This window comes from Clostridium sp. CM042 (assembly GCF_055080995.1).
This window is the reverse complement of sequence record NZ_CM143646.1, coordinates 1,716,632-1,742,392: the sequence shown is the minus strand read 5'-3', so window position 1 is coordinate 1,742,392 and position 25,761 is coordinate 1,716,632. Positions and strand designations below refer to the sequence as shown.

Genomic DNA, 25,761 nt, shown 5'->3' with positions numbered 1-25,761 from the left:
TATTATGGATAGGATAGATGAAAATAAATCTACTAAAAAAATAGATATAGGTATATGGACAAAGCTCTTTAAATACCTTACAGAATTCAAAAATGGACTTATATTTTTGGCTTTTCTAATGGTAGGTGTAGCAGGCGTAGATGTAGTAATGCCATTACTTACAAGGTATGCTATTGATAATTTTATAGCAAAGAAAACTATAGATGGGCTTACAACATTTGCATTAGTTTACTTTTGCATAATTGTTTTCCAAGCATTAAATGTAAGATTATTTATAATGCATGCAGGTAAAATTGAAACACACCTGGCTTATCATATAAGAAAGCTTGGGTTTAAAAGGCTTCAAGAGCTATCTTTTTCATATTATGATAACTCATCAGTGGGATGGCTTATGGCAAGAATGACCTCAGATGTAACAAGGCTTAGTGAAATAATATCCTGGGGATTAATTGATATGGTATGGGCAATAGTTATGATGACTGGATTTATAGGAGTAATGCTTTATAATAATGTACGCCTAACCATTATAAGTATGAGTGTGGTGCCATTCTTATTTTTAATAGGGATATTTTTTCAAAAAAAAATCTTGAAATCCTATAGAAATGTTAGAAAATTAAATTCACATTTAACTGCGGATTTTAGTGAAGAGGTATCTGGAGCTAAAACTACTAAAACTCTTGTTCGCGAAGAAGAAAACTTAAACGAATTTAAACAAGATGCAGGAAATATGAGAAATTCTTCAGTTAGGGCAGCTATGTTCTCTGCTCTGTTTCTTCCAATTGTTATATCTATGGGTAGCGTAGGAGCAGGTTTTGCTTTATGGCTAGGAGGGGAAAGTGTTATATCACAATCGCTATCTTATGGTACTTTTGTGATGTTTATTGCTTATACTGTGCAGTTCTTCGACCCTGTAAGTCAGCTAGCTGGAACCATCGCAGAACTTCAGAATGCTCAAGCATCTGCAGAGAGGATTATAGCTTTAATAGAAACTGAGCCAGATATATGGGATAAAAATGATGTAATTGAAAAGTACGGAGATTTATTTAATGCAAAACAAGAAAACTTTGAAGAAATACATGGAGATATTGAGTTTAAAGATGTGTGTTTTTCCTATAAAAATGGAGAAAAGGTGTTTCAAAACTTTAACCTAAAAGTGAAAAAAGGTGAAACTATAGCATTAGTTGGAGAAACAGGTTCTGGTAAAAGCACTTTAGTAAACTTACTTTGTAGATTTTATGAACCAAATAGTGGAGAAATATTAATTGATGGAAAAGATTATAGAGAAAGATCACTGTTGTGGCTTCAATCTAGTATTGGATATGTGCTTCAAAGCCCACATTTATTTAGTGGAAATATCAGAGAAAATATTAGATATGGAAAGCTAAATGCAACGTCCGATGAAATTGAAAATGCAGCAAAGCTTGTAAATGCTCATAGTTTTATAAGTAAACTAGAAAAAGGCTACGATACGCAGGTTGGTGAAGGGGGAGGAAATCTATCCACAGGAGAGAAACAACTTATCTCATTTGCTAGAGCTGTTGTAGCAGATCCAGCACTATTTGTTCTTGATGAAGCTACATCTTCTATAGATACGGAAACAGAAAGAATAATACAAAATGCTATAGAAAAGGTTCTAAATGGCAGAACTAGTTTTGTGGTTGCTCATAGACTTTCGACTATTGTATCTGCAGATAGAATTCTTGTTATAAGAAATGGAAAGATTACGGAATCAGGAACTCATAGAGAATTGCTAAGAAGAAAAGGTTACTACTATACCCTATATACAAATCAACTCTTAGAAGATAAGGAAATGGATAGTAAAACGGTGCTTTATTAAGAGAAAGCACAGTTTAGAACTGAATGGCTGCCGCTTACGTGGCTGGAATAAATGATAAATGCAAGGGACGGTTAATAACTTTACTAGAAGTTATTAACCGTCCCTGCTATAGAGTTTAGTATATTACTTATGGGATTTTACAAATAATAGTTTATATATTTGAATAAGAATTAGAGGCATAAGAGAAAGTCCATATATTTTAGCACGTTGGTTTATTGTTAAAGGAGCTACTTCAAAAACTTCCATAATAGGCTTAAAGCCTAAAACAAATTCTAAAAGTAAATAACCTAATATAGTGGCAATCCATAAGTATTTATTTGAGAAAACTCCTATTTTAAATATGGATTGTTGTGACCTAGAGCTAAATCCATGGAGCAGTCTTGATAAACATAGTGTTGAAAATGCCATTGTGCTTGCCACCACAGCATCGCCGGTTGATAATCCTATATGGAATGCTGTCATTGTACCTAATGCAATGAGGAGTCCTTCAAGTAGTACTCCTATTGAAAAGGATTTATTTAATATAGGTGAGTTTATATTTCTAGGTTTTTCATCCATTATATTTTTATTGCAAGGTCATTTAGTCCTTTGACATTAACATCCAGAGCATTCATCACTTCTTCTGATGTTTGATTATAAAATATTTTCATTATTGTCCCCCTTCTCGAGTAGGATAGTGTAAACACTATCTAGAAGATGTTACAGCTCCGCAGGAGATGATTTAATGGCAATATTTAAAATAAAAAAGTATAAATAATGATATAGTATAAGAGTAACCTTTCGGCTACCCTTAAAAAAATAAATACATAATGAAATAGGTGGTATAAAGGTTGCAAATTAGGGGGGGAGTATGAATAAAAATATTAATATATTAGTGGTAGAAGATGATAATTATATAAATAATATGTTAGCTAGACTTTTGCAAAAAGATAAATATAATGTAAGACAAACTTATTCAGGTACAGAGGCTATGATGTATATTGAAACCAATGATTTTCAATTGGTACTACTTGATTTAATGTTACCTGGAATGAATGGATGCGAAGTATTAGAGTGTATAAGAAAAACTAAGCAAATGCCTGTAATTGTAATTTCAGCAAAAATAGATAAACAAGATAAAATAGATATGCTAAAGCTTGGAGCAGATGATTACATTACTAAGCCATTTGATATAGATGAAGTTTCAGCTAGAATTGAAGCAAATATTAGAAGATATATGGCTTTTAATAATGGCGATAATTGTGATCAAAATTTAACTTATAAAGATATAATTCTAAATAAAGAAACTAAAGAAGTTATTGTAAATAATCAGGAGTTAATATTAACAGCTAGAGAATTTACAATACTTGAATTATTTTTATCTCACACTAAAAAAGTATTTAGTAAAGCTAATTTATTTGAAAGTGTTTGGGAAAGTGAGTATTTAGGAGATGACAATACAATTAATGTTCACATGAGCAATCTAAGGAATAAATTACATAAGGCAAATCCTAATGAACAATACATAGAAACAATATGGGGTATGGGATATAAGGTATCATAAAAAATAACTAGTGAATATGCTGGTTATTTTTTTATTCTTAAGGTTTTCTTAAGGAGTTCTTTAACTCCTCTTATGTATTGGGTATTAAGATAAATATATAAGAAATAAAATATTTGGGGGAGTTAAGATGAGTGAAGTTTTAAGATTAAGTAAAATAAGTAAAGTTTATGGAAGGCAAAAGGTTCTTGATAAAGTAGATTTATCAATAAATGAAGGAGAAATTATAGGACTTGTAGGGCCCAATGGTGCAGGAAAGACCACGTTAATGAAAGTTATTACTGGCCTTGTTAAAAAATATGATGGCAATGTTTATATAAAAGGCGAAAATATAAAAAGTGTTAAAAGAAGCACGACAAAACAAATTGGGTGTGTTATAGAAACACCAGGCTTTTATCCAGATTTAACGGGTTATGAAAATTTGCTTTTTTTTGCACTAGTATCAGGGCTCGATGATAAAAAAGAAATAGATGAAATTATTAAGAAATTAGGTATTGAGGGATATATGGATAAGAAAGTTAAAAAATACTCTTTGGGAATGAAGCAAAGATTAGGAGTGGCTCAAGCAGTTTTATCATATCCACCTATATTAATATTAGATGAACCTACTAATGGATTAGATCCTGCAATAGTACCTCAGCTTAGGAAATTTATAAAGCATATAGCTGAGGAAAAACAAACAGCTGTATTGATGTCAAGTCACATTCTTTCAGAGATCGAGCTTATGTGTGATAAAGTTGCATTTATACAAGAAGGTAAGCTCATTAAGGTGGAAAATTTAAAGGGAATAAAAAAAGGTAATAACATTGTCGCTTTTGAAACCAGTAGGCTACAAGAGCTGAAAGTATTTTTTGAAAATAAAAAACTAGATTATAAAATATTAAAGGAAGATACTATTCATGTAATTATAAAATCTGGAGAATTAGAAAACTTGATTTTAGAGGTAAGTGCTGCAAAAATACCTTTTAAAGGAGTATATGAGGTGAAGGAAAGTTTAGAAGAAAAATATTTGAGGACTATAGGAGATGAGTAAAATGATTAAGTTATTAAAGTTATCGTACCTTAATGTTAAAAATATAGTAAATTCAAGAGAATCCATATTACTCATTATGTCTGCATATGCTTATTCTATTATGTGGGTTGTTTTAGTTCAGATAAGATCAATGAAATCATTTCAAATTATGGATCATACTTCTGAATTTGGGCGCTTTCTATTTATTGCAATATTATATATGAGTGTGTCAATTCTTCGAAATGATATAAGAGCTAATACTACTAGAACTTTTTTTACAGGAGTTTTTACAAGAATTGAAATAATGTTTTCTAAGATAATATCACTAATTATGTTATCAGCATTTATTTCAATATTAGTTGAATTAAATTGTTTATTGGTATCTATATTACAATATAGAAAAATAGGGATTTCTGGCTTTCTAAGCATGGATCATTTACAAACAATTATCACTTATAGTGTGGTAACATTTTCAATGGGATCACTAATGATTTTTATAATTTCTATCACCTTTAGTAAAAAGAAAAGCATTTTGTTTGTCATACTATCTTTAAGTACTATAAATTTTTACAACGCTGCACTGGTAGTTAAAGTCTTTAGGGAACCATTATTTATTAAAAAAATTTCAGTTTACGCTAAAACACCTTTTTACATTTGGACAGATTGCACAATGAGATTAACAGGGGGAGGAGCCAATATACACGGATTATTAATAGCTGTAGGTTATGGTGTTGTTTTTTTAGCTTTTTCAATGTTTATTATAAATAAAAGAGAGATTAAATAAATTTAGTATTGTTTGATGAAGATAGCATTTAATAAAGGATATATTTTGATGGCTATTTTCGTCAAATGTTATAATTATGGAGGGATTAGATTTGAAAAGAATATTAAAGGTTCTTACCTTGGAAATGAAAAGAAAAAACTTCATTAAAAACATAGTAATTAGTGTGGTTATCCTTATACCTATATTACTTTTGATTTTAATAATAGATAAATCAACAGATATTTCTTTTGTAGTAATTGCGGTTATTCCATATATATGGTTGACTAGTTTCTGTTTTTCATTAGCACAGGAATTTGAAAATAAGACTGATAGAATAATTTTTACTGGTATATTTAGTAGAAGTGAAATAATTATTTCAAAATTGATTAGCTTTTGCATGATGGCTTTAGTTTATTTCATATTTTATGAAATTATGGTAGTTATATTTAGCATTTATGGTGGACAAGACTCTTCAAATTTATTAAATATTAAAATCTTAGGAAATAATTTGTATGTGTTTTTAATTTATGCATTTACATTAGGTTCCTTTATATTGATGGTTTCAGCCTGTACAGCTAATGGGATATTTACGGGCATAATTACTTATGTCTTGTATTTTGATTTGATTTTGGAACTACTGGCACAGGCACTATCATCAAGCAAAAATGAAACATTAAAATGTGCTATAAGAAATTCACCATTTTACAATGCTAATATGGGATTTTATCATTTGAAATACAATTTTAATCAGTCAATGGTGATGCTTATCAGTGGGTCTATATTTCTTATAGTAACCTGCATTATAATTAATAAAAAAAATATATAAAGAAAGGGCGCAGCTCATTATGAATAATGTAATAGTAAAAACTACAGCAGTTTCAAAGATATATAAAGGAATAAAGGTATTAGATACAGTGGATATGACTATTAAGAAGGGGCAGATATATGGACTTATCGGATTAAATGGAGCCGGTAAAACTACAGTAATGAGGGTTATAGCTGGCCTTTGCGTAAAGGATAGTGGAAGAGTGGAGTTATTTGGTAAAAATGATGAAATGACTGTTGAAGCTAATCGAAAGCGTATGGGGTGTTTGATAGAAACACCTGGGATTTATGTTAATAAGACTGCTTATGATAATCTAGAAATTGAAAGAATTCAAAAGGGTATACCAGGAAAAGAGTGTATAGAAAAAGTTATAGCGGATGTAGGACTAGTAGATTTAAAGAATAAAAAGGTGAGGAATTTTTCTCAAGGCATGAAACAAAAATTAGGCATAGCAATGGCACTTCTTAGTGAACCAGAATTTTTAATGCTAGATGAGCCTATTAATGGATTAGACCCTATTGCAATAATACAGATAAGGGAGTTATTAAAAAAGCTAAACATTGAAAATGGAGTTACAATGTTAATATCCAGTCACATATTAGCAGAACTTCATCAACTGGCAAATTGCTATGGAATAATTCATAATGGTAAACTCATAGAACAAATTACAGATAGTGAATTAGAGGATAAATGTAAAAAACTTCTTCACATTAAAGTAGACGATGCGGCTAAAGCAGCAGTAGTGCTCAACACAAAGTTACAAACAAGAAATTTTGAAATTTTGCCTAATAATATTATTAAATTATATGATTATGTAGATAATGCAGGTAAAGTGTCTAAAGCCTTTTCAAGAGAAGGGATTTCAGTAGAAGAAATTATGCCTATGGGAGATGACTTAGAAGATTACTTTACTAAAGTAATAGGGGGCGCATTAGATGCTTAACTTATTAAAAGTTGAATTTTATAAATTGAAAACATCAAAAATATTTAAGTTAATATTAGTACTTATGGTACTTCAATCAATTTTATGTCCTGTATTATATAGTAGGGAAATGACTGGAAAACAAGTATTAATACAGGTGTTTGCGGCACAAGAATTTCTAGCTTTATTAATGATAATAGGCGCGTTTGCAGCATGTTATATAGGAGATGAATTTAAATCAGGATGTATAAAAAATTTAATTGCTTATGGACATAAAAGACGCGACATTGTTATAGCAAAAGGTATATCTTATTATGTTGGAATCGCAAGTATTAGTTTGATATCTCCAATTTTAATTACAATAATAAATACGATTATGAACGGATATGGTGAGGTATTTACTTTGAATTCACTTGCATTTATACTTAAAGTATCATTTCTTATGGTACTTATATATATTGGCATAGGGAGTATTGCAGTTTTAATATCATTTATATGTAGAAATGGCATAATTACAGTGGTAGCCTTTTTTTTAATAGATACAGTTGATAGGGTTTGCAGGAGTTTAGTTTTTCAAAAATACCTTAGTGGTGAAATTTACACTAGAACTATATTTGGTCAATCATTGTTTTTGGACACGAAGTATGTTGAATTTTCACAGGGATTTAAAATAATAGGAGTCGCTATAACAACAATAGTAGTTTCAACATTATTAAGTGTGTATTTTTTTAACAAAGCAGAGATTAAGTGATTTTAGAAAAAAACATATATAGCAAAGGTGGGTGATAAAGTGATATTTATAATTGTAGTACTAATAATCATATCAGTAATTTTGTTTGCACGCTTATTTTATATGAAAAAGCAAGTAATAAGTGTAACAAATCAACTTATAGATATTAATGAAAATAATATAGATAAAAAAATAACTATAGGTCTTATAAATCCAGAAATTGAAGTATTAACTAAAGTTATAAATGACACTATAAATATGAGAAAACAATGTGAAGCAAGCAAAATTAAATTTCAAAATGAGCAAAAACAAAACATTTCAAATATGTCACATGACCTTAGAACCCCATTAACATCAATAAAGGGATATATTCAATTTTTAAAACTAGATAATATAAGTGATGAAGAAAGAGTGGAATATTTAAACATAGCGGAGCAGAGGACTAAATCTCTTGAAAGCTTATTAAATGATTTTTATGAACTATCTTTAGTTGAATCCCAAGATTTTGAATTGAATCTTGAAAAAACAAACATTACGAATATATTGCAAGAAATGTTGCTTGGTAAATATAATGATTTTATAAGTAGAGATTTGAAGTCCAATATACAAATACCAAATGAAAATATCTATATAATAGCCGAAAAAAAATCTTTAGAGCGAATAATTGAAAATCTGTTAAGTAATGCTATTAAATACGCAAGAGATAATGTATCGATTTACTTAGAAGCTAAATCAAATGTGGTACTATTAAAAATAACCAATACAGTAATAAATTTATCTTCAGAAGATGTAGAAAAAATCTTTGATAGATTTTACATGGCAGACAAAACCCGCTCAGAAAAAGGAACAGGACTTGGACTTTCTATTGTAAAAACACTAGTAGAAAAAATGAATGCAGTCATAACAGCGGATATTAATGATGATGTGTTAAGTATTTGTTGTGAATTTAAAAGACTATAAAAATTGCCACCTACATGTAGGTGGCAATTTTATTTAAATAAAGTTTTGACTTAATCTTTTAATTACACGGGTTTCACCCATAACTTGCATTACTTCATGTAAATCTTGAGTTTGTGTTCTATTAGTTAGTGCAACTCTGACAATTGTGGCAACATCAGATAGTTGACCTTTAAATAGATCTGGATTCTTTTTATAAGTTTTCGCATTTTTCGCATACCCAAGTTCGAGTGCTAGCTCTTTAAGGGTTGCAAACCAAGTGTCATTATCATGGGAATGATTATATACATCTATATAGCTAGTAAGAACTCTTTTTACCTCATCCATTGGTATATGAGTAGGGAAATTATAACTACCTTTTATGCTGTTTTTATAAAGATCATCAAAGAAGTATTCAATATGCTCTTTTACATCTAACCATTTTACAAAATCTTTTCTTGGCTTTTCATTTTCTCTTTCAATATTAAATATTTTTTTCGAATAATCTTCATTTTCTATTAGCTCATTTGCAATTGAAGTATCATAATATTTAGCCCAATTAAGATAAAGGTCATATACGGTGGATGCGTCCATAGTAGCTATAACATTTTTACTAATATCATTAAGTTTTAAAATATCAAATAGAGCTCCACTTTTGCTCATGTTTTCAAGGGTGATATTAAAGTTTGTGCAAGGTTCATTTTCATGAGTATCTCTCCACTCTTGAAAATTAGAGTTAATAAGATTTACAAGGTACTCAGTTACAGCTATAAAAGGATAACCTTGAGATTTATAAAAATCTACGGAAATTTCAGGGTCTTTTCTCTTACTGAGCTTACGTTTTGATGTACCATCCATTTTCATAATTGTAGGTATATGAGCATATTCTGGAGGAGTACAGCCTAACATTTCAAATAATTGCAAATGTATAGGAAGAGATGAAAGCCACTCTTCGCCACGTATTACATGGGTTGTTCCCATTAAATAATCATCTACTGCATGTGCAAAATGATATGTTGGAATCCCGTTAGTTTTAAGGAGAACAATGTCTTGATCATTTTCTGGCATACTTATAGTACCTTTAATTAAATCATTACAAACTACTCTTCGACCTGATTCTTCAGGAGCTCTAAGTCTTATAACATAAGGTGTGCCCTTTGATAACTCAGAATTAATTTCATCAAGACTAGAATTTCTGTGAATAGCCCATTTTCCATGATAACCTGTATTGATTTTAAGTTCTTGTTGAATTTTCCTTGTATTATCTAAAGATTCTTCAGTGCAAAAGCAAGGGTAAGCTAAGCCTTTTTTTATTAGTGATTTTACGAAAGTATGATATATACTAATTCGAACGCTTTGTTTATAAGGTCCATATGCACCTTTTTCATTATCCGAATCTACAACTCCTTCATCAAATAGAATTCCAAAATCCCTTAGAGTGTTAGTGGTGTCTTCAATGGCACCAGCGACCTCTCTCTTTTTGTCAGTATCCTCTACTCTAAGATAAAATATTCCTTCGCTTTGATGAGCTAGTCTTTCAGATATAAGGGCCGCAAATACACCTCCAAGGTGCTGAAATCCAGTAGGACTTGGCGCATATCTCGTAACCATAGCATTAGGGTTGAGATTTCTTTTTGGATAAAATTCTCTATAGTGTTCTGGAGTGGTGGTTATGTTAGGTAGCAGTAAATCTGATAGTTTTATATAATCCATTTTAATCATCCTTTCTTATAAAAGTGAAGCAATGTATGTGATAATTTAATTAAAAATAAAAAACCTATCATCCTATAATAGGACGAAAGGTAAACTTATTGGTTATCTTTAAATTGAAATTACAATTACTTTTCTTTTCCATTATAGTTAACATTAATTATACATATATTATCTAGAATGTCAACATGAAACAAATTATATTTTAAACATAAATTAACAACCAATATATATATTAGGCGAAAATTTGGGTGTGAATTTTATAATAAGGCTAGCATTTAGAAATTATATAAGGTGTCAAGATGAAGTTATACGGAATAGAATAGCATCACGAGTGGAAAATTACAAGAACTCAAAGCTTTATAAGTGTAGCTAGGGTAATGAAAAAAGCAATAAATCTATACTGATGTCTAGGTTTTGGAAAAGAAGGTATAATATATAAAATGAATGAAACATATAATTAGAAGTTATCAAAAGTAAAGACTTAAGAAAAAAAATATGGAAGTGAGATGATAATATGGGAGCATTGGTTCTGCTAAGTGATTTTACTGAAAAAGATAATGTTAATTTGAGAAAAAAGATGAAAGAAATGTTTTTAGATAAAAAATATACTTTAAGCTATATACCTTCAATGACCGATAGAAATTTAAAGTGTTTTGAAAAAACAAAAAATAAGTTAAGTGAATATGGAAATTTCGAATTTAATTATTTTGATATAGATTATTTTTGTAATATAGAAAAAATAGATAAAATATTTAAATCGGAAGTAATATATCTATCATCAGGGAATACCTATTACTTTTTAAATAGCTTAAAGAAAAGATATTTTATAACTAGACTTAGAAAGTATGTTGAAAATGGAGGTTATGTTATAGGATTAAGCGCAGGTGCAATAATGATGGCAAAAGACATATCAGCCGCACAATTTAGTGATGAAGATATAGTTGGATTATCAGATTTATCATCTTTAGATCTAGTTGATTTTGACTTTATGCCACATTGGAATCATCACAGCCATTATTTAGATGAGTTAAAGGAATATTCTAATAATACGGGTAATACAGTTTATACATGTAATGATGGCGATGGAATTATTGTGATGGATAATAAAGTGCACTTTTATGGCGATATAAAAATGATAAAAGAGGGTGAAATAAGGAAAGCTTAGTTAAATCATCTCCTTCTGAAGTCGTTAAAAGTCGATGTAATAATTTGTACATCGACTTTTACTGGAAATATAAAATTTTATTGTGCAAATTAAATAGTTGCATTAGCAAGTTTAAGTTTAGCCTTATTCTTCTTGAAAATTTGATGCATCTCTAGTATTTCTAAAGAAATATAAGTATATTTAATGAATATAGCAGCTGTAATGAAGGATATCATATCCGATACAGGATAAGCAAGCCATGCTCCAAATACACCCATATCCAAACCACTTACAAAGGCATACACTAGTGGTATAAATACTATTAACTGTCTAAAAATAGATAATTTTAAAGAGGCTTTAACTCTATTTATAGCTTGGCAATAGGAGATTGATAAATAATATACTCCAATGCAAGGGAATACAGCTATAACTACTCTGAAAGCCTTTGCTGTCTGCTGTATAATGGCAGGATCATTTATAAATAATCCTATAAGCTGTTTTGAAAAGATCATGAATATTGCCCACAATATAGTTGAACTTACAGATACTGCAATTATAGATGTTTTAACAACTTCTTTTAATCTCGTATAATTTCCAGCACCATAATTATAGGCGGCTATGGGTTGCATAGCTGAACTTATACCCATAATCGTCATAAACAAAAACATTGAAACTCTTGTAGTTAAACCAACTGTTACGATGGCCAAATCTCCGCCATAAGAGGCTAGTAAATTGTTTAATATAGCAGCGACTACTGCATCTGATATCTCTATTATAAAGGTTGAAAATCCAATACATATTATTCCAATTGATACTGCTTTATTAAGAGTTAATTTAAAAGAAAATTTTAATCCCTTCTTTATTTTCATAAATACAATTAAAACATATATAAAAGCTATTATCTGAGATGCTACTGTTGCTATAGCAGCTCCTTTTACTCCATATGAAAATACATTTACTAGGAAATAATCTATAATTACATTACAAATTGCTCCAATAGAAGTACTTAATAAAACTATTTTAGTGTCTCCAAAAGCAGTTATAATATAAGATGCAATTAATGTAAAGGATTGAAATAAAACGCCCATTAATATTATACTTACATAATCTTTTGAAAGAGGAAATGTATTTTGTGAAGCACCTAAGCTAAGTAAAATTTTATCTTGAAAAATAAAGATGCTAAAACTAACCACAGATACGATTATAAACATTAGAACTATAGCATTAGGTATAATAATTCTTAAATTTTCAAAATCTTCGTCTCCACAGCTTCTTGCAACGGCGGTGGAAGCACCAATGGCTATAAGCATAGATATAGCTAAAAATAATCTTTGAATTGGAAATGCTATGGTTAAAGCACCGATAGCATTAGCTCCTATTGATTGTCCCAAAAACATGGAATCTACCATGTTGTACATTTCTGCTACCATTAAAGAAATTATTGCTGGCACGGAAAATTTTAATAACAGTTTCCCGATTTTTTCCTCGCCAAACATTTTATTGCTTTCTGTGACGCTACTCATTGTCATGAAATCCACTTCTCCTTAATCAATTTGTTTCCTTAATATTATTATACGCCATTATGAATATTTTAACATTCACGCAATTGCTACATAAAAAGTACAAAGTTGCTAACATGTGAGAACACATTATGCGTAAATAACACAAAAACACCTTAAAACAGGTGTTTTTGTACTTCTTGAAGAACTATTAAGGTAGAACCATAGCCTTCAATCTTTAGTATGTTATTATAAACTGCAGTTTTTTTAGCAAAAGATAAAGAAATATTGGGAGCGGAAATCTTAGTTAGAATTTTCCATTCATCATAACCCAGTCTTTTTGGCTTACCCATGCGTAACCAAATATCATAAGCTGAGCCAACTTTTTCTCCAATTTCATATTTAATAACTTTATAGTCATGCACTAAATTTTTAATGGATAATGATATTTTTCTCTCAGTAATATTTTTAATACCCTTACCTTTGGATAAATCCTCAAGCTTAATCAGGGTATTAAGTTCATCACTGTAACTGTAAAGCAAGACCTGGATATCTTCATCTTGCCTTGTGATAATATATCCATCACCTTGGTCTATAACCTCATTTCCTAGTTTTGATAATAAATAATAAGCATAGTAGGAAGCTTTCTTTATCCCATCTAAAGTAAGCAAGCCTGGTGAACCAAAAAACAATTCGTTGTTTAAAATTGAGTTTTCCTCCACGGTATCAAAAGCTTTTAGGGTGAGCAGACTGCTATTGTTGTTAATAAAATTATGAATTATATATGGAAGCATATAGGAAGAATCATAAATAGTATTTATAGCTTTAGGAACATTAAACGGATCCTCTATTAAATTTTGCAATTTATATTTTTCGAAAATTTCCCGAGTAATATTTATATACTCTATAGATAAATCCATTGAGGCTTGGAATTTCCATAGCTTTACTACCTCAATTCCATATATATCAGCAAAATATAGTATAAAGCTTTCTAAAAGTTTTATGAAAGAACTTTTATCTTCAAAAGTCTGGTTCAAAATTATTAATGGTACAAGGGATATATCCATTAAAAATTCTAAAAGCTTTTCAACTTCATTCCAGTTTAAAAACTTTACGTTTTCATTGAAATATATTTTCATTTCTTTTCCAAACAGGTTTTGAACTATACCATTTTCAAAGCCTATAGACTCTTGAATAGCTCTTAAATATCCCTGTTCTCGCGCTTTAATAAGTTCTTTTGCTTGCCCTAAATTTATTTTTTCCTTCCATTTATGTTGTAATTTTGTACTTGGAAGCACAAAATCTGTTTGGAGTTTTATAATTTTGTTGGTATAGTTAAATCTATCATAGTCTTCTAAATAATAAGATAAATACTGAAGTGATCCAGATAAATCATAAGTTTGTACTTTTTTAAAGCTATCAAATTCTTCCTCTGGTATATGATGTTTTTTTCTGAATTGTAGTGGAGTACATTTGTAGTGGTCTTTAAAGCTCTTATTATAATACCTAGCATGAGAAAAACCAACATCCAGAGCAATATCTGAGATAGTTTTATCTGTATCTAATAGTAATTTAATAGATTCATCTACTCGTACAATATTTACTAACTCACTAAAATTTGTTCCAGTCATATCTTTTATTTGATGGGATAAATAATAAGAACTTAAATATTCCAGACTCGCTATATCCTGTAAACTAATTTTGTTCATGTAATTATTATAAATGTACTTGCTGATTCTATGATATCTTTGGAATTGTATTACATTTTCTTTTATATCTTTCTCATCATAGGTAAGATAGTGAAAGTTGTTTATTAAATGGAATAATAACGTTACTAGAATAGCCTCTATTTGATCATCAAAATTCTCGCTCTTTTGTATTACTTCACAAGCTAAAATAGATAAATATTTCCTGAGAGCATCGTACTTTTCTTCCCTTTGTGCGCCTTCTTCACTTGAGTTTGTATAAAAATAAATATTTTTCATATCATCATAATATTTTTCGAAAAATGTGGGGTCTAAGTGAAAAATCAAAACCTTATTTTCAACTTCTGAGTAAATTCTATGAGCTTCATCACAATTTATAATCTTAAGTTCACGCTCGTATACTTCATAATTGCCTGATTCTATAAGTACATTAATGGTACCCTCAAGCACAAAAATTATTTCTATAGAATTATGCCAATGGAATGGATAGTCCTTTATATTCTCAAGGAAAATGCTTATAGGTAAATCGTTTATATAACTTATGTATTCTTTTCTCATTGTATTAACCTCTTCATTAATTATTATGTATATATATATTATACATCATGAATTTAAAAGTTATACCCACATGGCAAGTTGCAGGAATAAATAGGAATGGTTAGCAATTTACTGAAAAATTATTAAACTTCCCTAACTTTTTCTATGGGCTCTATTTGTCGTTCACACCCCTTTATTTAAAATAGCTATTTGAGTTTTATATTATAGCCAATAAAGAGATGGTATGTTTAATTGTAAGTTTTGTCAATGAAAAATTACATAATAAATGAATAATATGGAAACGATACTATAGTAATACTTCAATAATTGAAATGTATTTGAAGTTGTAAGGAGGAGTGGAATGGGGAAATATATTTATATTGTTATTTCAAGAACACCAACTTCTACAGGTAAGATAGTTAGAAAATTTTTAAAAGAAAAATATAATCATGCATCAATCAGTCTGGATAAAAATTTAATTCAAATGTATTCCTTTTGTAGGTTTTCAATTAGCAACCCTCTTGTAGGAGGTATAGTGAGAGAAAGTGCATTTACTCTTACCATAGGACTTGAAAAAGATGTTCCTATTAATGTATATCGGATACCTGTAACTGGTAGAAAATATGAATTAATAAGTAAATTCATATATGATATATATAATGATGATGAGATATATTACTATAATTTCCTCCAAGCTATTGGAATTATTTCTAATAAAAAGCATGCTGTTTACAAGACATATATATGCTCTGAATTTGTCATGGAAGCATTAATACAAGGCGGAATCAAGCTTACTTCATTAGAACCCTATCAGATAACACCAACAGAAATTTGTGATATAATGGAAAAATTTATTTGTTATTCGGGAAATCTCAACGACTATCCATTTAAACAGAAGTTAAAAACAAAAGATGATGAGCTTTTCTTTTGTAAAACAGGCTTTCTTTATGAGGGGTTACATACTCTTAGACACTTTTGGAAGGTTATGTCTAGAGATAGGCATAGCAAAAGGGGTAGGGTTTAGATTGGAGTTATTGAGAAGTATAATTGTTTTTTATGTTTAGCTTTGATAAAATATAAGTTATATTTTAAATATGAATTTCAAAATTAGGGGGAAAAACAATGGATAATCAGCAGCATACTATTTCTATGAAGTTAGAATTAAATGAAGAAGAATATGAAGCTATTAAAAATCTAGAAGCCGTTTGCTATGAAAAGCAAAAAACTAATTTAAAATTAGAACTTGATTTTAAAATGCACCGGGAAAAAAATCCCATAAAAAATAAAATTATGACAGAGTTTCTCTATTATGAAAATGGAATTTTAGTAGGTTATTTAGGTTTATGTAATTTCGGAGGAGATACAGTAGAAGTCAGCGGTATGGTACATCCTAAGTTTCGCAGAAAAGGAATTTTCAAAAAACTATATTTGATTGCTAAGGAAGAATGGCGAAGAACAAGCGCTCCAGAGGTGTTAGTGCTATGCGACCATACATCGACTTTAGGTTTAGCCTTTATAAACTCTATTGGAGCTGAATATGCTTACGCAGAGTATAAAATGTGCTTAAGTAAAAAAGTTTTAGACGATACTCATGACTATGTCATTAAACTTAGATTGGCAACTAGTGAAGATTCGGCTGAAATTGAGAGGCAAACTTCTATTTATTTTGGAGCTTCCGTAGAAGAGGATGATAAAGAGGACGTAGAAAGACCATCCATTCAGTTAGATGATAGTTTTATTAGCTATCTGGCTGAGCTTAAGGGCGAAATTATAGGTAAAATTCATATTAGCATAACTGATAATGAGGGTTTTATTTACGGGTTTGGAGTGCTTCCAGATTTCCGTGGAAAGGGATATGGACGAGAAATTTTAAGTTCTACCCTTAATATATTAAAGGAAAAAGACGTAGATAATATCTTTCTTGAAGTTGCTACAGAAAATAATAATGCACTTGACCTTTATGAATCCTGTGGCTTTGAAGAGATTTCTGTAATGGATTATTATGTGATATCTTAAAACATTAGGGACTGTCATCAGATGAATTGATGAAGGTCCTTTTTTATATTAAATATGCTGCCACCGACTATACACAGGTTTATAATTGTGGTGTAATAAACTATAATTTAGTACATACATATATTCAAATGCGGAGATTATCTATAATCTAGGTATTTTAAAATATTAAGTTGATTAAGAATAGGGGGAAAACATAAATGGATGTAATAAAAAAGTTTTGCGTCATAAATAGCTTTACGTACAATGGACGAGGTGGGAATGCCGCAGCAAGGTGATTTTATAGTTAATAATATATAATAGCAAGTAATTATGCTCGGATGAGAAAAATTCTGATGGAAAGGTGATTAACGATAACAATTCATAGAGATACTTAATTAATTAGTTGAAAAAGGAGAAGAAAATGATAGAGTTAAATACTTTAGATGAAATGGATGAGTTCATAAAAAACAATACCATAGCTATGATTTACTTTGCATCAGAAGGCTGCAGTGTGTGCAGTGCATTGCTTCCTAAAATTGAAAAAATGATTACTAAATTTCCAAAACTTAATATAAGTAAAATTAAGATTGATGAATTTACAGAGGCAGCGGGACAGTACTCAATATTTACATTGCCTGCAATTTTGGTTTATATTGAAGGTAAAGAGATTATTCGAGAGGCAAGATTTATTAGTGTTGAAATGCTAGAAACAACTATAGGAAGGTATTATGATATTTTGTTTTAAAAAACTAAAAAAATGTTGGCAAATTTAGTGAATTTACCAACGCTCTTTTCTTTTTTACAGATATTTTTCTTTGAATTCTAAATATCCCTTTTTTCTTAATTTACAAGAAGGACAGTCTCCACAACCATTACCTTTTATTCCATTATAACAAGTTAAAGTATCCTCTTTAACTATATCAAGTACACCTAAATCATAAGCCATTTTCCAAGTCTCTGCCTTGTTAATCCACATTAAAGGGGTTTCAATTACAAAATCATAGCCCATAGCTAAATTTAAGGTAACATTTAAAGATTTTATAAATACATCTCTACAATCTGGGTATCCACTAAAATCACTTTGAGATACGCCAGTTATAATATTACTTATACCCCTTTGCTTTGCAAACACAGCTACAAAACTTAAGAATAATAAGTTTCTTCCATCTACGAAGGAATTAGGTACATTATCTTTAGGTGCTGACCTGTCCACTTTTATATCTTTCCTTGTTAATGAATTTGGTGCAAGCTGGTTTAATAGGTTTAAGTCTAAAAAATGATGCTCAATGCCGTGCTTTTTACATATATCCTTTGCACAATCGAGTTCTAATATATGCTTTTGACCGTAATCAAAAGATACAGCTATAACCTCTTTATATTTCGCGAGCGCCCAAAATAAACAAGTAGTGCTATCTTGTCCGCCACTGAATACTACCACTGCTTTTTCTCTATTCATAATTCACGTGCCTCCTTTTATTTAGTATAAAGCATCATTAATTTATTATTTAGAATTACATCGGTATTAAATCTTCCTCTAAAAGTAGTTGACAATGTTTTAGTGCCTGGTTTTTTTATTCCACGAGTTGTCATGCAGGCATGTTCACCTTCTATAATAACAGCCACGTCGCGTGAGTTAGTTACTATCTGCATAATTTCAGCTATGTCTGTTCCTATTCTTTCTTGAAGCTGCAATCTGCGACCTACCATATCAGCTATTCTTGCAATTTTACTTAAACCAATAATTTTTTTAGTAGGAATGTATGCAACAGAAACTTTCATATCATACATTAAAGCTAAATGATGTTCGCAATGGCTAAAGATTTGAATATCCTTCATTATAACCATATCAGAGGAATCCTCTTTAACTATTAAATCATCAACAAATGTAGTGTTAAAAATTTCTGCAATCTCGTCATTGCTATAACACATGCCAGCGAATACTTCTTCATACATTTTAGCTACACGTGTTGGGGTATCTTTAAGGCCTTCCCTTGATGGGTCATCACCTAAAGCTATTAAAATGCCTTTTATGTGTTCTTCAATTGCTTTTGTATCAATTGCCATAATTTTATACACCTCTCTTATTTGGATCCCAAATGATTTTATGAAGTTGCATTTGAAGATTAACACCATTCATTTTATTATCCTTCATAAATTCTACAATCTCTTCTAGGTCGATTTGTCCGAATACTGGACTAATATACACATTCGTTTTGCCAGTTAGATCATATTTATCTATTATGAATTTGGACTTATGTAAGTCCTCCATGCTACCTGCAACAAATTTAACTGTGTCTTTATAACTTAAATACTTATAGTTATTTAAAGTCATTTTATCTTCCATATTGCTTGAGGGTAGTTTATAATCCATAGTAAAGCTTGGTGGATTTTCTACACTTGAAAATTTATCTAAAAGAATACTGCCATTAGTTTCAATTTCAACATGAAGCGATATATCTTTAGAAAGCATTTCTAATAATTCTATAATTCCTTCTTGTAATAGGGGCTCACCACCGGTTAAGGTTACATTTTGAATTTCAGTAGATTTTACATATTTATATATATCAACAGACGTCATTAAGTCATAACAAACATCTTCCTTATTAGCCCAAGTGGTATCGCAGTAGCTACAATGTAAATTACAACCTGCAAATCTTATAAATACTACTAGCTGCCCTGATAGAGGACCTTCTCCGTTAACACTTATGAACTTTTCTACTACCTTAAATTTCACTTTAAATTACCTCACTTTCTTCATATGTTGCACTATTAGTAGGTGTTTCATAAACTGTAGTCCTCTTTACCGAATATCCTTTATCCTTCATTAGTTTAAAGAAAAATGCTGCAAAGTTTTCTGCTGTCGGTCTAAAATCAACCTCAATTACATTAAAGCCATCTTGATTTATACAATTTAATGTCTCGCATCTCATGGTGCCTTCTTGCACTATTAAGGCATGGTCATAAAAATTCGTCATAGCTTTAACATCTTTTTTTAAATCACCAAAATCTATTATCATGCCATCAAGTTGTCCGCCGTGTACCAAGGTTTCTGATTGCACGTAAACTTCAACCTTCCATCTATGTCCGTGAATATTCGAACATTTACCTTCATAACCAGAAAGAAAATGTGCGCTGTCAAAGCTATGTTCAGCCTTTAAAATATACATGTGTTCACTCCTCTCAAAATTTATGTTAATATCCTTAATATTTCGAAAAAATCATTTAAATTTTTATATTTTATAATTTTTTGTAAATAAAAAAGGGCATAATCTACCCTCATACAAAAAAAAGCTACCTAAAACGGTAGTTACGTCCTAGTTTTGTTTATAGACAGGATGGTTTAGAACTGTCTTATTAGGTTTTATAATTATAAATTTTACTATAAGTTATGATGTATGTCAAATCAATATAAAGTTTACTTTAAACTGAAATTGTGTAATAATAGAAAGTTGTAAAAGCATATTCAATTATAGTACTATGGAGAAATATTGGGTATAATATATCTAAAAAATAATGTTGTTAGTGAGGAGTAAAAATGAAAATAGGATTTGATCAGAAAAAATATTTGGAAGAGCAATCAAAATATATTTTAGAAAGAGTTAATAATTATGATAAGTTATATTTAGAATTTGGTGGGAAGCTTTTCAATGACCTTCATGCAAAAAGAGTTTTACCAGGATTTGATGAAAATGCAAAGATCAAGTTACTACATAAATTAAAAGAAAAAGTTGAAGTCATTATTTGTGTATATGCAGGAGATATCGAGCGAAACAAAATTAGAGGGGATTTCGGTATTACATATGATGTGGATGTTTTAAGATTAATTGATGATTTACGTGAATATGATCTTGATGTAAATAGTGTTGTAATAACCAGATATGACGGGCAACCAGCAACTACGATTTTTATAAATAAGCTAGAGCGTAGAGGAATAAAAGTATACAAACATAGGGCAACCAAAGGATATCCTACAGATGTAGATGCAATTGTAAGTGATGAGGGATATGGCAAAAATCCATATATTGAAACAACAAAATCTATTGTAGTTGTAACAGCACCAGGACCAGGAAGTGGAAAGCTAGCTACTTGCCTTAGCCAGCTTTATCATGAACATAAGCAAGGCAGAGCAGCTGGTTATTCAAAATTTGAAACCTTCCCAGTATGGAATATTCCTTTAAAGCATCCTCTAAACATAGCTTATGAAGCTGCAACGGCAGATCTTAATGATGTAAATATGTTGGATTCATTCCACTTTGATGCTTATAATAAGATATCTGTAAACTATAATCGTGATATTGAAACCTTCCCTGTACTTAGGAGAATTATAGAAAGGATAACAAATGAAGAAGCTGTTTATAAATCTCCAACAGATATGGGAGTTAACAGAGTAGGCTTTGGAATTATTGACGATGAGGTTATTAAAGAAGCATCTAGACAAGAGATAATAAGAAGGTATTTCAAAACAGGATGTGAGTATAAAAAAGGTTACATAGATAAAGAAACCTTCGAGCGGGTAAAGCTTCTTATGGAAGAGCTTAATTTAAAACAGCAAGATAGAAAGGTTGTTATTCCTGCAAGAGAACGCTCGGCTGCTTTAAAACAATGTTCGAGTAAAAATGAAACTTGCCCGGCAATGGCAATGGAGCTTAATGATGGAACAATATTAACTAGTAAAAGTTCAGCTGTAATGGATGCAACAGCTGCAATAATTTTAAATGCTGTTAAATATTTTGCAAATATAGATGACGAAATTCATCTTATTTCTCCAGTTATACTTGAGCCAATTATAAATCTGAAATCAAAAACATTAGGTAGTAAGAAACCAGCTTTAGATTGTGAAAATGTGTTAATTGCACTTAGTATATGTGCTGTTACAAATCCGATAGCTAAGGTAGCTATGGATAAGTTAACAATGATAAAAGGATGTCAAGCACACTCAACTACAATTATAAGTACAAATGACGAACAAACTTTCAGAAAACTTGGAATAGATATAACCTGTGATGCAGAATATGCAACTGAAAGTCTTTACTATAATAATTAAGTTATTTTTTTGATTCCTTATATCTAATAGAATAATAAGCCCACCGCTATCAAAAGATAGGGTGGGCTTATTATGATGAAAAAGAAATAAGTCTTATAAAAACTTACTCCCATAATAGCAGCATCCAATGGCTCCGTTGAATTGTGGCTGCTCAATGGATACGATATCTTCATAATCTTCTTTTAAATATTTTTTTAGTGAGGTATTATTAGCAACACCGCCGGTTAAAATTAATTTTTTACCTTTAAATCTACTTAAAAGAGGTTGAAGTCTCTTGTATAGTGAGTAGTTAACACTGGAACACAAGTTTTCTATACTTACACCTTCAGCTATTTTTCCAATTAACTCTGACTCAGAAAACACCGCACAGGTTGAATTAAGTTCTACAGGATTTTCATAATGCACACTCATGTCATCAAGTGATATTTCAAGTACATTTGCCATATTCTCTAAATATCTACCACAGGAAGCAGCACATTTTTCATTAAGCTCTAGGTCGGTGGTGATGCCTTTTTCCACTTTTACAACCTTAACATCTTGGCCACCTACATCTAAAAGAATAAAATCCTTTAAGCCAGTTTGATAGAATCCTCCATACACATGGGCTTTTATCTCATTTATTGGTGTGAACAACAATAAATCAATATTATTTCTTCCGTAGCCTGTAGACACTGCCCTATCAATTCGCCTAATATCAAGCTTATCTAAATTTACAATAATCTTACCATCAAAGTCGCAGTAATTTCTGTAAAAGGTCATGGTACTTACTTTCACCTTCTGTATTATTTTATTGTCTTCCATTAAGACAATTTTAACTTCGCGACTTCCAAGGTCAATTCCTAACACTCGCATTTTTGGCCCCCTTTAATCATCTTATTCGAAGCTGTAATATTAACGACTTCAGAAGGAGATTTATATTCACATTAAACCTTTCTATTTGTTATAGTATGGATCCCGCACCTATAGAAGAGAGGGACTTTCCTTCTGAAATGTCTTTAAATCTAGTAGCATATCAAGAAAGGCTTCTAACCTAAGTTTTGTTCTTGCATCTAAGATATTTAACTTGTCACCTTCGATATTTAATATGGGTATATCTAATTTTTCTTTTAAAATAATATTTTCGACTGCTCTATAGCAAAAGGCTTGAGTGTAGTGAATTATTCCATCTAATTTACGCTCGTCAATTTGATTTTGTAACTCTTTGATCCTAAAGTCAGTATCATAAGGATAAGTGTAGTCATAATATTGCTGAAATATATTTAGTGATTTATCTGCTCTTGGAAAAGCAAATTCTCTTTGAACTTCATTGTATACAAAATTAGCATTAAACTTCTCAACAAATTCATATATATCAGAGGTCATAGGGGGGACACCTATGTATCCAAGTCGAAGCTTTCTAATTACTGGTTTTTTATTTTTCATTTCGCAAATAGTCTTTTTTAGTTCGACTTCAAAGGCATCTATATCTCCATTGAAATCACTTAAGCTTACTTGATATAGGTGATTTTCAAAGCCCGTTGCTTTATTATGGATATATGTTAATTCATCAATTGTTTTAGCTAAGGCTCTAATTTCATTTAGTCTTTTTCTAACTACTTCAACTTCTTCAATTGTTACATTAAAGACATTCATAAATTTATTTATTTCATGTTCTACATCATCTAATTTGTGACTGTGTGGAAAGGAAAAGGGATAAACTTTAATTCCTCTTAACGTAAGTACTTCAATAAGGGCTTTGGTATTAGAACAGTCGCCCTCCACAACTCCAATTATCTCTTTGATGCCGTTTGCTAAGCATGCTCCATAAATCCCCTTTATCCAAGTGCACAGGCTTCTGGGGAAACCATCTCTTTCTGCAATGTCTATATATTTCAAATAATCCTTGGAGGTTATAAAAATATTATTTAAATCTAGAGGCGTATAACCTGCTGCAATGAGGACTTCTATTGGTACCGTAGTTGTTAAGCCTATTTTCTTCATTATGAATCCTCCTAAAAAATAAAAAAGGGCATAAACCACCCTAAAACAAAAAACTACCTAAAACGGTAGTTACGTCCTAGTTTTGTTTATAGACAGGATGGTTTAGAACTGTCTTATTTAAGTTTTATATTTATAAACATTACTATATGTTACTCAGTATGTCAAATAGATTATAATAAAGTTTTTGTTTTATAAATTCGGAAAGAACAAAATAGATTGTAACATATATATCGCAATGTTATTATTAAAATATAAAACTTTGAATTTTGTTGTGAGGATAAATATGACGAATATAAAAACTAACAAACTAAAAGAATGATTATAATATCTATAAATATTGCTAAAGATGATCATGAAATAAAGAAAGAATATGGTCTTGTTGTATGAGGAGTTGAAGACATAACAGAAAATAAGACTCAAGATAAAGGTATGTATTTTAAAGATATTATTAATATATTAGAAGATAGCATGAAAAATGCTAAAATGCAAAGGAGGAAATTATGTTTGTATTAATTAAAGGTATAGGATTATTACTTTTTACATTGTTCTTGTTTTCACTTTTCAGTTTAAAAATGCCTAAAGGTCAAAAAGCTATGTCAGGACTTGCAAATGCTGCTGTAGCAACATTTTTAGTGGAAGCGATACATAAATATATAAGCGGAAATTTATTAAATATTAAATTTTTAGGTGAAGTAGGTGCTTCTTCTGGAAGTATGGGTGGAGTCGCTGCTGTAATATTAGTTAGTATAAATATGGGGTTAAATCCTATATATGCTGTAACAGCGGGTGCTGCAGTATTTGGGTATGGTATTCTTCCAGGCTTTGTAGCTGGATATATAATTGCATTTATCGGACCAATTTTAGAGGAAAAGCTACCCAAAGGACTAGATATAATAGTTGGTGCAATTTTGATTGCACCACTTGCTAGGGGTATCGCTTTAGGGATAGATCCAATAGTAAATTCAACTTTACTTAGTATTGGAAGTATGATAACTGTCGCTGCTAATCAATCCCCTTATATTATGGGGTTCTTATTAGGTGGAATTATGAAAATGATATGTACATCTCCTTTAAGTGCTATGGCACTAACCGCAATGCTTGGGTTACAAGGTCTTGCAATGGGCATAGCATCTATTGCCTGTGTTGGTGGAGCTTTTTCGGATGGTATAGTATTTAAAAGACTTAAACTTGGTGATAAAAGTAACATAATAGGCGTGATGCTTGAACCGCTAACACAAGCTGATATAGTAACTTCAAATGCGCCTCCTATATTTTTTTCAAACTTCATAGGAGGTGCACTAGCTGGTTTAAGTGCTGCTTATTTTAAAATAATAAATAATGCTCCAGGTACAGCTGCACCTATTCCTGGATTGTTAGCACCGTTTGGTTTCAACGAACCTAAATCAGTTATTTTTGCTGTATTATTTGCTATATGTGGTGGAATTATTGGTGGACTCTTTGGTTCTACTGTAGTTCTTAATATTAGAAATAAAAGGAATAAAATAGTAGAAAAGAAGACGCTATAGCTTAAAATAGAAAAATAAGAACGGCCACAGAAATAATTTCTGTGGCCGTTC

General features: G+C 30.4%; 24 protein-coding genes. 14 read left to right on the top strand and 10 right to left on the bottom strand.

Translation table 11 applies throughout. From position 1 onward, the window contains the following. The first annotated feature begins 4 nt into the window (after window positions 1-4). Complete coding sequence (locus ACWJJ7_RS08225) at window positions 5-1,837, top strand: ABC transporter ATP-binding protein (protein WP_462964755.1); 1,833 nt, start codon at window positions 5-7, stop codon at window positions 1,835-1,837. A 123-nt stretch (window positions 1,838-1,960) separates the two neighbouring features. Here ACWJJ7_RS08225 and ACWJJ7_RS08220 read toward each other — a convergent pair whose 3' ends face one another. Further along, the gene (locus ACWJJ7_RS08220; RefSeq protein WP_462964754.1) at window positions 1,961-2,395 is read right to left on the bottom strand and encodes a cation transporting ATPase C-terminal domain-containing protein; all 435 of its coding nucleotides are present in this window, start codon (window positions 2,393-2,395) and stop codon (window positions 1,961-1,963) included. A gap of 292 nt (window positions 2,396-2,687) precedes the next feature. On the opposite strand from ACWJJ7_RS08220, the gene ACWJJ7_RS08215 reads away from it, so the two are divergent. The 7 genes from ACWJJ7_RS08215 to ACWJJ7_RS08185 all read left to right on the top strand — a co-directional run bounded on the left by ACWJJ7_RS08215 (window position 2,688) and on the right by ACWJJ7_RS08185 (window position 8,590). Then, window positions 2,688-3,380, top strand: a complete 693-nt coding sequence (locus ACWJJ7_RS08215; RefSeq protein ID WP_462964753.1) for a response regulator transcription factor — start codon at window positions 2,688-2,690, stop codon at window positions 3,378-3,380. A gap of 127 nt (window positions 3,381-3,507) precedes the next feature. After that, window positions 3,508-4,410: an ABC transporter ATP-binding protein gene (locus ACWJJ7_RS08210; RefSeq protein ID WP_462964752.1), complete on the top strand. Its 903-nt coding sequence runs from the start codon at window positions 3,508-3,510 to the stop codon at window positions 4,408-4,410. A gap of 1 nt (window position 4,411) precedes the next feature. After that, window positions 4,412-5,173 (top strand): hypothetical protein, encoded by a 762-nt coding sequence (locus tag ACWJJ7_RS08205; protein ID WP_462964751.1) that lies wholly within the window; start codon window positions 4,412-4,414, stop codon window positions 5,171-5,173. A 91-nt stretch (window positions 5,174-5,264) separates the two neighbouring features. Continuing rightward, entirely contained in the window at window positions 5,265-5,978 is a 714-nt protein-coding gene (locus ACWJJ7_RS08200; RefSeq protein WP_462964750.1) for a hypothetical protein, read from the top strand. A gap of 19 nt (window positions 5,979-5,997) precedes the next feature. Next, window positions 5,998-6,921 carry an ATP-binding cassette domain-containing protein gene (locus ACWJJ7_RS08195; RefSeq protein ID WP_462964749.1) on the top strand — a complete coding sequence of 308 codons (924 nt, stop codon included), beginning with the start codon at window positions 5,998-6,000 and terminating at the stop codon, window positions 6,919-6,921. Further along, complete coding sequence (locus ACWJJ7_RS08190; RefSeq protein ID WP_462964748.1) at window positions 6,914-7,651, top strand: ABC transporter permease; 738 nt, start codon at window positions 6,914-6,916, stop codon at window positions 7,649-7,651. The genes ACWJJ7_RS08195 and ACWJJ7_RS08190 overlap by 8 nt, the downstream gene beginning before the upstream one ends. 39 nt (window positions 7,652-7,690) lie before the next feature. Then, window positions 7,691-8,590 carry a sensor histidine kinase gene (locus ACWJJ7_RS08185; RefSeq protein ID WP_462964747.1) on the top strand — a complete coding sequence of 300 codons (900 nt, stop codon included), beginning with the start codon at window positions 7,691-7,693 and terminating at the stop codon, window positions 8,588-8,590. Window positions 8,591-8,623: 33 nt separating this feature from the next. Here ACWJJ7_RS08185 and gltX read toward each other — a convergent pair whose 3' ends face one another. After that, entirely contained in the window at window positions 8,624-10,279 is a 1,656-nt protein-coding gene (gltX, locus tag ACWJJ7_RS08180; RefSeq protein ID WP_462964746.1) for a glutamate--tRNA ligase, read from the bottom strand. A 514-nt stretch (window positions 10,280-10,793) separates the two neighbouring features. Between gltX and ACWJJ7_RS08175 the strand changes: the two genes are divergently transcribed. Then, window positions 10,794-11,444 carry a Type 1 glutamine amidotransferase-like domain-containing protein gene (locus tag ACWJJ7_RS08175; protein WP_462964745.1) on the top strand — a complete coding sequence of 217 codons (651 nt, stop codon included), beginning with the start codon at window positions 10,794-10,796 and terminating at the stop codon, window positions 11,442-11,444. Between the two features lie 89 nt (window positions 11,445-11,533). Here the strand turns inward: ACWJJ7_RS08175 and ACWJJ7_RS08170 are convergent, their stop codons facing one another. Both ACWJJ7_RS08170 and ACWJJ7_RS08165 read right to left on the bottom strand, forming a co-directional pair. Next, entirely contained in the window at window positions 11,534-12,952 is a 1,419-nt protein-coding gene (locus ACWJJ7_RS08170) for an MATE family efflux transporter (RefSeq protein ID WP_462964744.1), read from the bottom strand. Between the two features lie 146 nt (window positions 12,953-13,098). Beyond that, window positions 13,099-15,186 (bottom strand): helix-turn-helix domain-containing protein, encoded by a 2,088-nt coding sequence (locus ACWJJ7_RS08165; protein WP_462964743.1) that lies wholly within the window; start codon window positions 15,184-15,186, stop codon window positions 13,099-13,101. A 340-nt stretch (window positions 15,187-15,526) separates the two neighbouring features. Here ACWJJ7_RS08165 and ACWJJ7_RS08160 point away from each other — a divergent pair, with 340 nt between their 5' ends. The 3 genes from ACWJJ7_RS08160 to ACWJJ7_RS08150 all read left to right on the top strand — a co-directional run bounded on the left by ACWJJ7_RS08160 (window position 15,527) and on the right by ACWJJ7_RS08150 (window position 17,905). Continuing rightward, the gene (locus ACWJJ7_RS08160; protein ID WP_462964742.1) at window positions 15,527-16,189 is read left to right on the top strand and encodes a hypothetical protein; all 663 of its coding nucleotides are present in this window, start codon (window positions 15,527-15,529) and stop codon (window positions 16,187-16,189) included. A 98-nt stretch (window positions 16,190-16,287) separates the two neighbouring features. Beyond that, window positions 16,288-17,181, top strand: coding sequence for a GNAT family N-acetyltransferase (locus ACWJJ7_RS08155; RefSeq protein ID WP_462964741.1), 894 nt, complete (start codon window positions 16,288-16,290; stop codon window positions 17,179-17,181). Between the two features lie 400 nt (window positions 17,182-17,581). Beyond that, entirely contained in the window at window positions 17,582-17,905 is a 324-nt protein-coding gene (locus tag ACWJJ7_RS08150; RefSeq protein ID WP_462964740.1) for a thioredoxin family protein, read from the top strand. Between the two features lie 54 nt (window positions 17,906-17,959). Here the strand turns inward: ACWJJ7_RS08150 and queC are convergent, their stop codons facing one another. The 4 genes from queC to queD are packed head-to-tail and all read right to left on the bottom strand — an operon-like array spanning window position 17,960 to window position 20,327. Next, window positions 17,960-18,616 (bottom strand): 7-cyano-7-deazaguanine synthase QueC, encoded by a 657-nt coding sequence (gene queC, locus ACWJJ7_RS08145; RefSeq protein ID WP_462964739.1) that lies wholly within the window; start codon window positions 18,614-18,616, stop codon window positions 17,960-17,962. 17 nt (window positions 18,617-18,633) lie between these two features. Beyond that, complete coding sequence (folE, locus tag ACWJJ7_RS08140; protein WP_462964738.1) at window positions 18,634-19,224, bottom strand: GTP cyclohydrolase I FolE; 591 nt, start codon at window positions 19,222-19,224, stop codon at window positions 18,634-18,636. 4 nt (window positions 19,225-19,228) lie between these two features. Then, complete coding sequence (queE, locus tag ACWJJ7_RS08135) at window positions 19,229-19,894, bottom strand: putative 7-carboxy-7-deazaguanine synthase QueE (RefSeq protein WP_462964737.1); 666 nt, start codon at window positions 19,892-19,894, stop codon at window positions 19,229-19,231. A gap of 1 nt (window position 19,895) precedes the next feature. Next, on the bottom strand, window positions 19,896-20,327 hold the full coding sequence (queD, locus tag ACWJJ7_RS08130) for a 6-carboxytetrahydropterin synthase QueD (protein WP_462964736.1): 432 nt from the start codon (window positions 20,325-20,327) through the stop codon (window positions 19,896-19,898). 368 nt (window positions 20,328-20,695) lie between these two features. On the opposite strand from queD, the gene ACWJJ7_RS08125 reads away from it, so the two are divergent. Beyond that, a complete protein-coding gene (locus ACWJJ7_RS08125) occupies window positions 20,696-22,204 on the top strand; it encodes a DUF1846 domain-containing protein (protein WP_462964735.1) in 1,509 nt (502 codons plus the stop codon). A gap of 93 nt (window positions 22,205-22,297) precedes the next feature. On the opposite strand, the gene ACWJJ7_RS08120 is transcribed toward ACWJJ7_RS08125, so the two are convergent. After that, entirely contained in the window at window positions 22,298-23,056 is a 759-nt protein-coding gene (locus ACWJJ7_RS08120; RefSeq protein ID WP_462964734.1) for an acyl-CoA dehydratase activase, read from the bottom strand. A 108-nt stretch (window positions 23,057-23,164) separates the two neighbouring features. Beyond that, complete coding sequence (locus ACWJJ7_RS08115) at window positions 23,165-24,184, bottom strand: 2-hydroxyacyl-CoA dehydratase family protein (RefSeq protein ID WP_462964733.1); 1,020 nt, start codon at window positions 24,182-24,184, stop codon at window positions 23,165-23,167. Between the two features lie 500 nt (window positions 24,185-24,684). Between ACWJJ7_RS08115 and ACWJJ7_RS08110 the strand changes: the two genes are divergently transcribed. Further along, complete coding sequence (locus ACWJJ7_RS08110; protein WP_462964732.1) at window positions 24,685-25,710, top strand: PTS sugar transporter subunit IIC; 1,026 nt, start codon at window positions 24,685-24,687, stop codon at window positions 25,708-25,710. The last annotated feature ends 51 nt before the right edge of the window (window positions 25,711-25,761 follow it).

Excerpts from the sequence above, each read along its gene's own strand:
- ACWJJ7_RS08225 (WP_462964755.1), top strand. The coding sequence starts at position 5 with ATGGATAGGATAGATGAAAATAAATCTACTAAAAAAATAGATATAGGT.
- ACWJJ7_RS08220 (WP_462964754.1), bottom strand. The coding sequence starts at position 2,395 with ATGGATGAAAAACCTAGAAATATAAACTCACCTATATTAAATAAATCC.
- ACWJJ7_RS08215 (WP_462964753.1), top strand. The coding sequence starts at position 2,688 with ATGAATAAAAATATTAATATATTAGTGGTAGAAGATGATAATTATATA.
- ACWJJ7_RS08210 (WP_462964752.1), top strand. The coding sequence starts at position 3,508 with ATGAGTGAAGTTTTAAGATTAAGTAAAATAAGTAAAGTTTATGGAAGG.
- ACWJJ7_RS08205 (WP_462964751.1), top strand. The coding sequence starts at position 4,412 with ATGATTAAGTTATTAAAGTTATCGTACCTTAATGTTAAAAATATAGTA.
- ACWJJ7_RS08195 (WP_462964749.1), top strand. The coding sequence starts at position 5,998 with ATGAATAATGTAATAGTAAAAACTACAGCAGTTTCAAAGATATATAAA.
- ACWJJ7_RS08190 (WP_462964748.1), top strand. The coding sequence starts at position 6,914 with ATGCTTAACTTATTAAAAGTTGAATTTTATAAATTGAAAACATCAAAA.
- gltX (WP_462964746.1), bottom strand. The coding sequence starts at position 10,279 with ATGGATTATATAAAACTATCAGATTTACTGCTACCTAACATAACCACC.
- ACWJJ7_RS08175 (WP_462964745.1), top strand. The coding sequence starts at position 10,794 with ATGGGAGCATTGGTTCTGCTAAGTGATTTTACTGAAAAAGATAATGTT.
- ACWJJ7_RS08170 (WP_462964744.1), bottom strand. The coding sequence starts at position 12,952 with ATGACAATGAGTAGCGTCACAGAAAGCAATAAAATGTTTGGCGAGGAA.
- ACWJJ7_RS08165 (WP_462964743.1), bottom strand. The coding sequence starts at position 15,186 with ATGAGAAAAGAATACATAAGTTATATAAACGATTTACCTATAAGCATT.
- ACWJJ7_RS08160 (WP_462964742.1), top strand. The coding sequence starts at position 15,527 with ATGGGGAAATATATTTATATTGTTATTTCAAGAACACCAACTTCTACA.
- ACWJJ7_RS08155 (WP_462964741.1), top strand. The coding sequence starts at position 16,288 with ATGGATAATCAGCAGCATACTATTTCTATGAAGTTAGAATTAAATGAA.
- ACWJJ7_RS08150 (WP_462964740.1), top strand. The coding sequence starts at position 17,582 with ATGATAGAGTTAAATACTTTAGATGAAATGGATGAGTTCATAAAAAAC.
- queC (WP_462964739.1), bottom strand. The coding sequence starts at position 18,616 with ATGAATAGAGAAAAAGCAGTGGTAGTATTCAGTGGCGGACAAGATAGC.
- folE (WP_462964738.1), bottom strand. The coding sequence starts at position 19,224 with ATGGCAATTGATACAAAAGCAATTGAAGAACACATAAAAGGCATTTTA.
- queD (WP_462964736.1), bottom strand. The coding sequence starts at position 20,327 with ATGTATATTTTAAAGGCTGAACATAGCTTTGACAGCGCACATTTTCTT.
- ACWJJ7_RS08125 (WP_462964735.1), top strand. The coding sequence starts at position 20,696 with ATGAAAATAGGATTTGATCAGAAAAAATATTTGGAAGAGCAATCAAAA.
- ACWJJ7_RS08120 (WP_462964734.1), bottom strand. The coding sequence starts at position 23,056 with ATGCGAGTGTTAGGAATTGACCTTGGAAGTCGCGAAGTTAAAATTGTC.
- ACWJJ7_RS08115 (WP_462964733.1), bottom strand. The coding sequence starts at position 24,184 with ATGAAGAAAATAGGCTTAACAACTACGGTACCAATAGAAGTCCTCATT.
- ACWJJ7_RS08110 (WP_462964732.1), top strand. The coding sequence starts at position 24,685 with ATGTTTGTATTAATTAAAGGTATAGGATTATTACTTTTTACATTGTTC.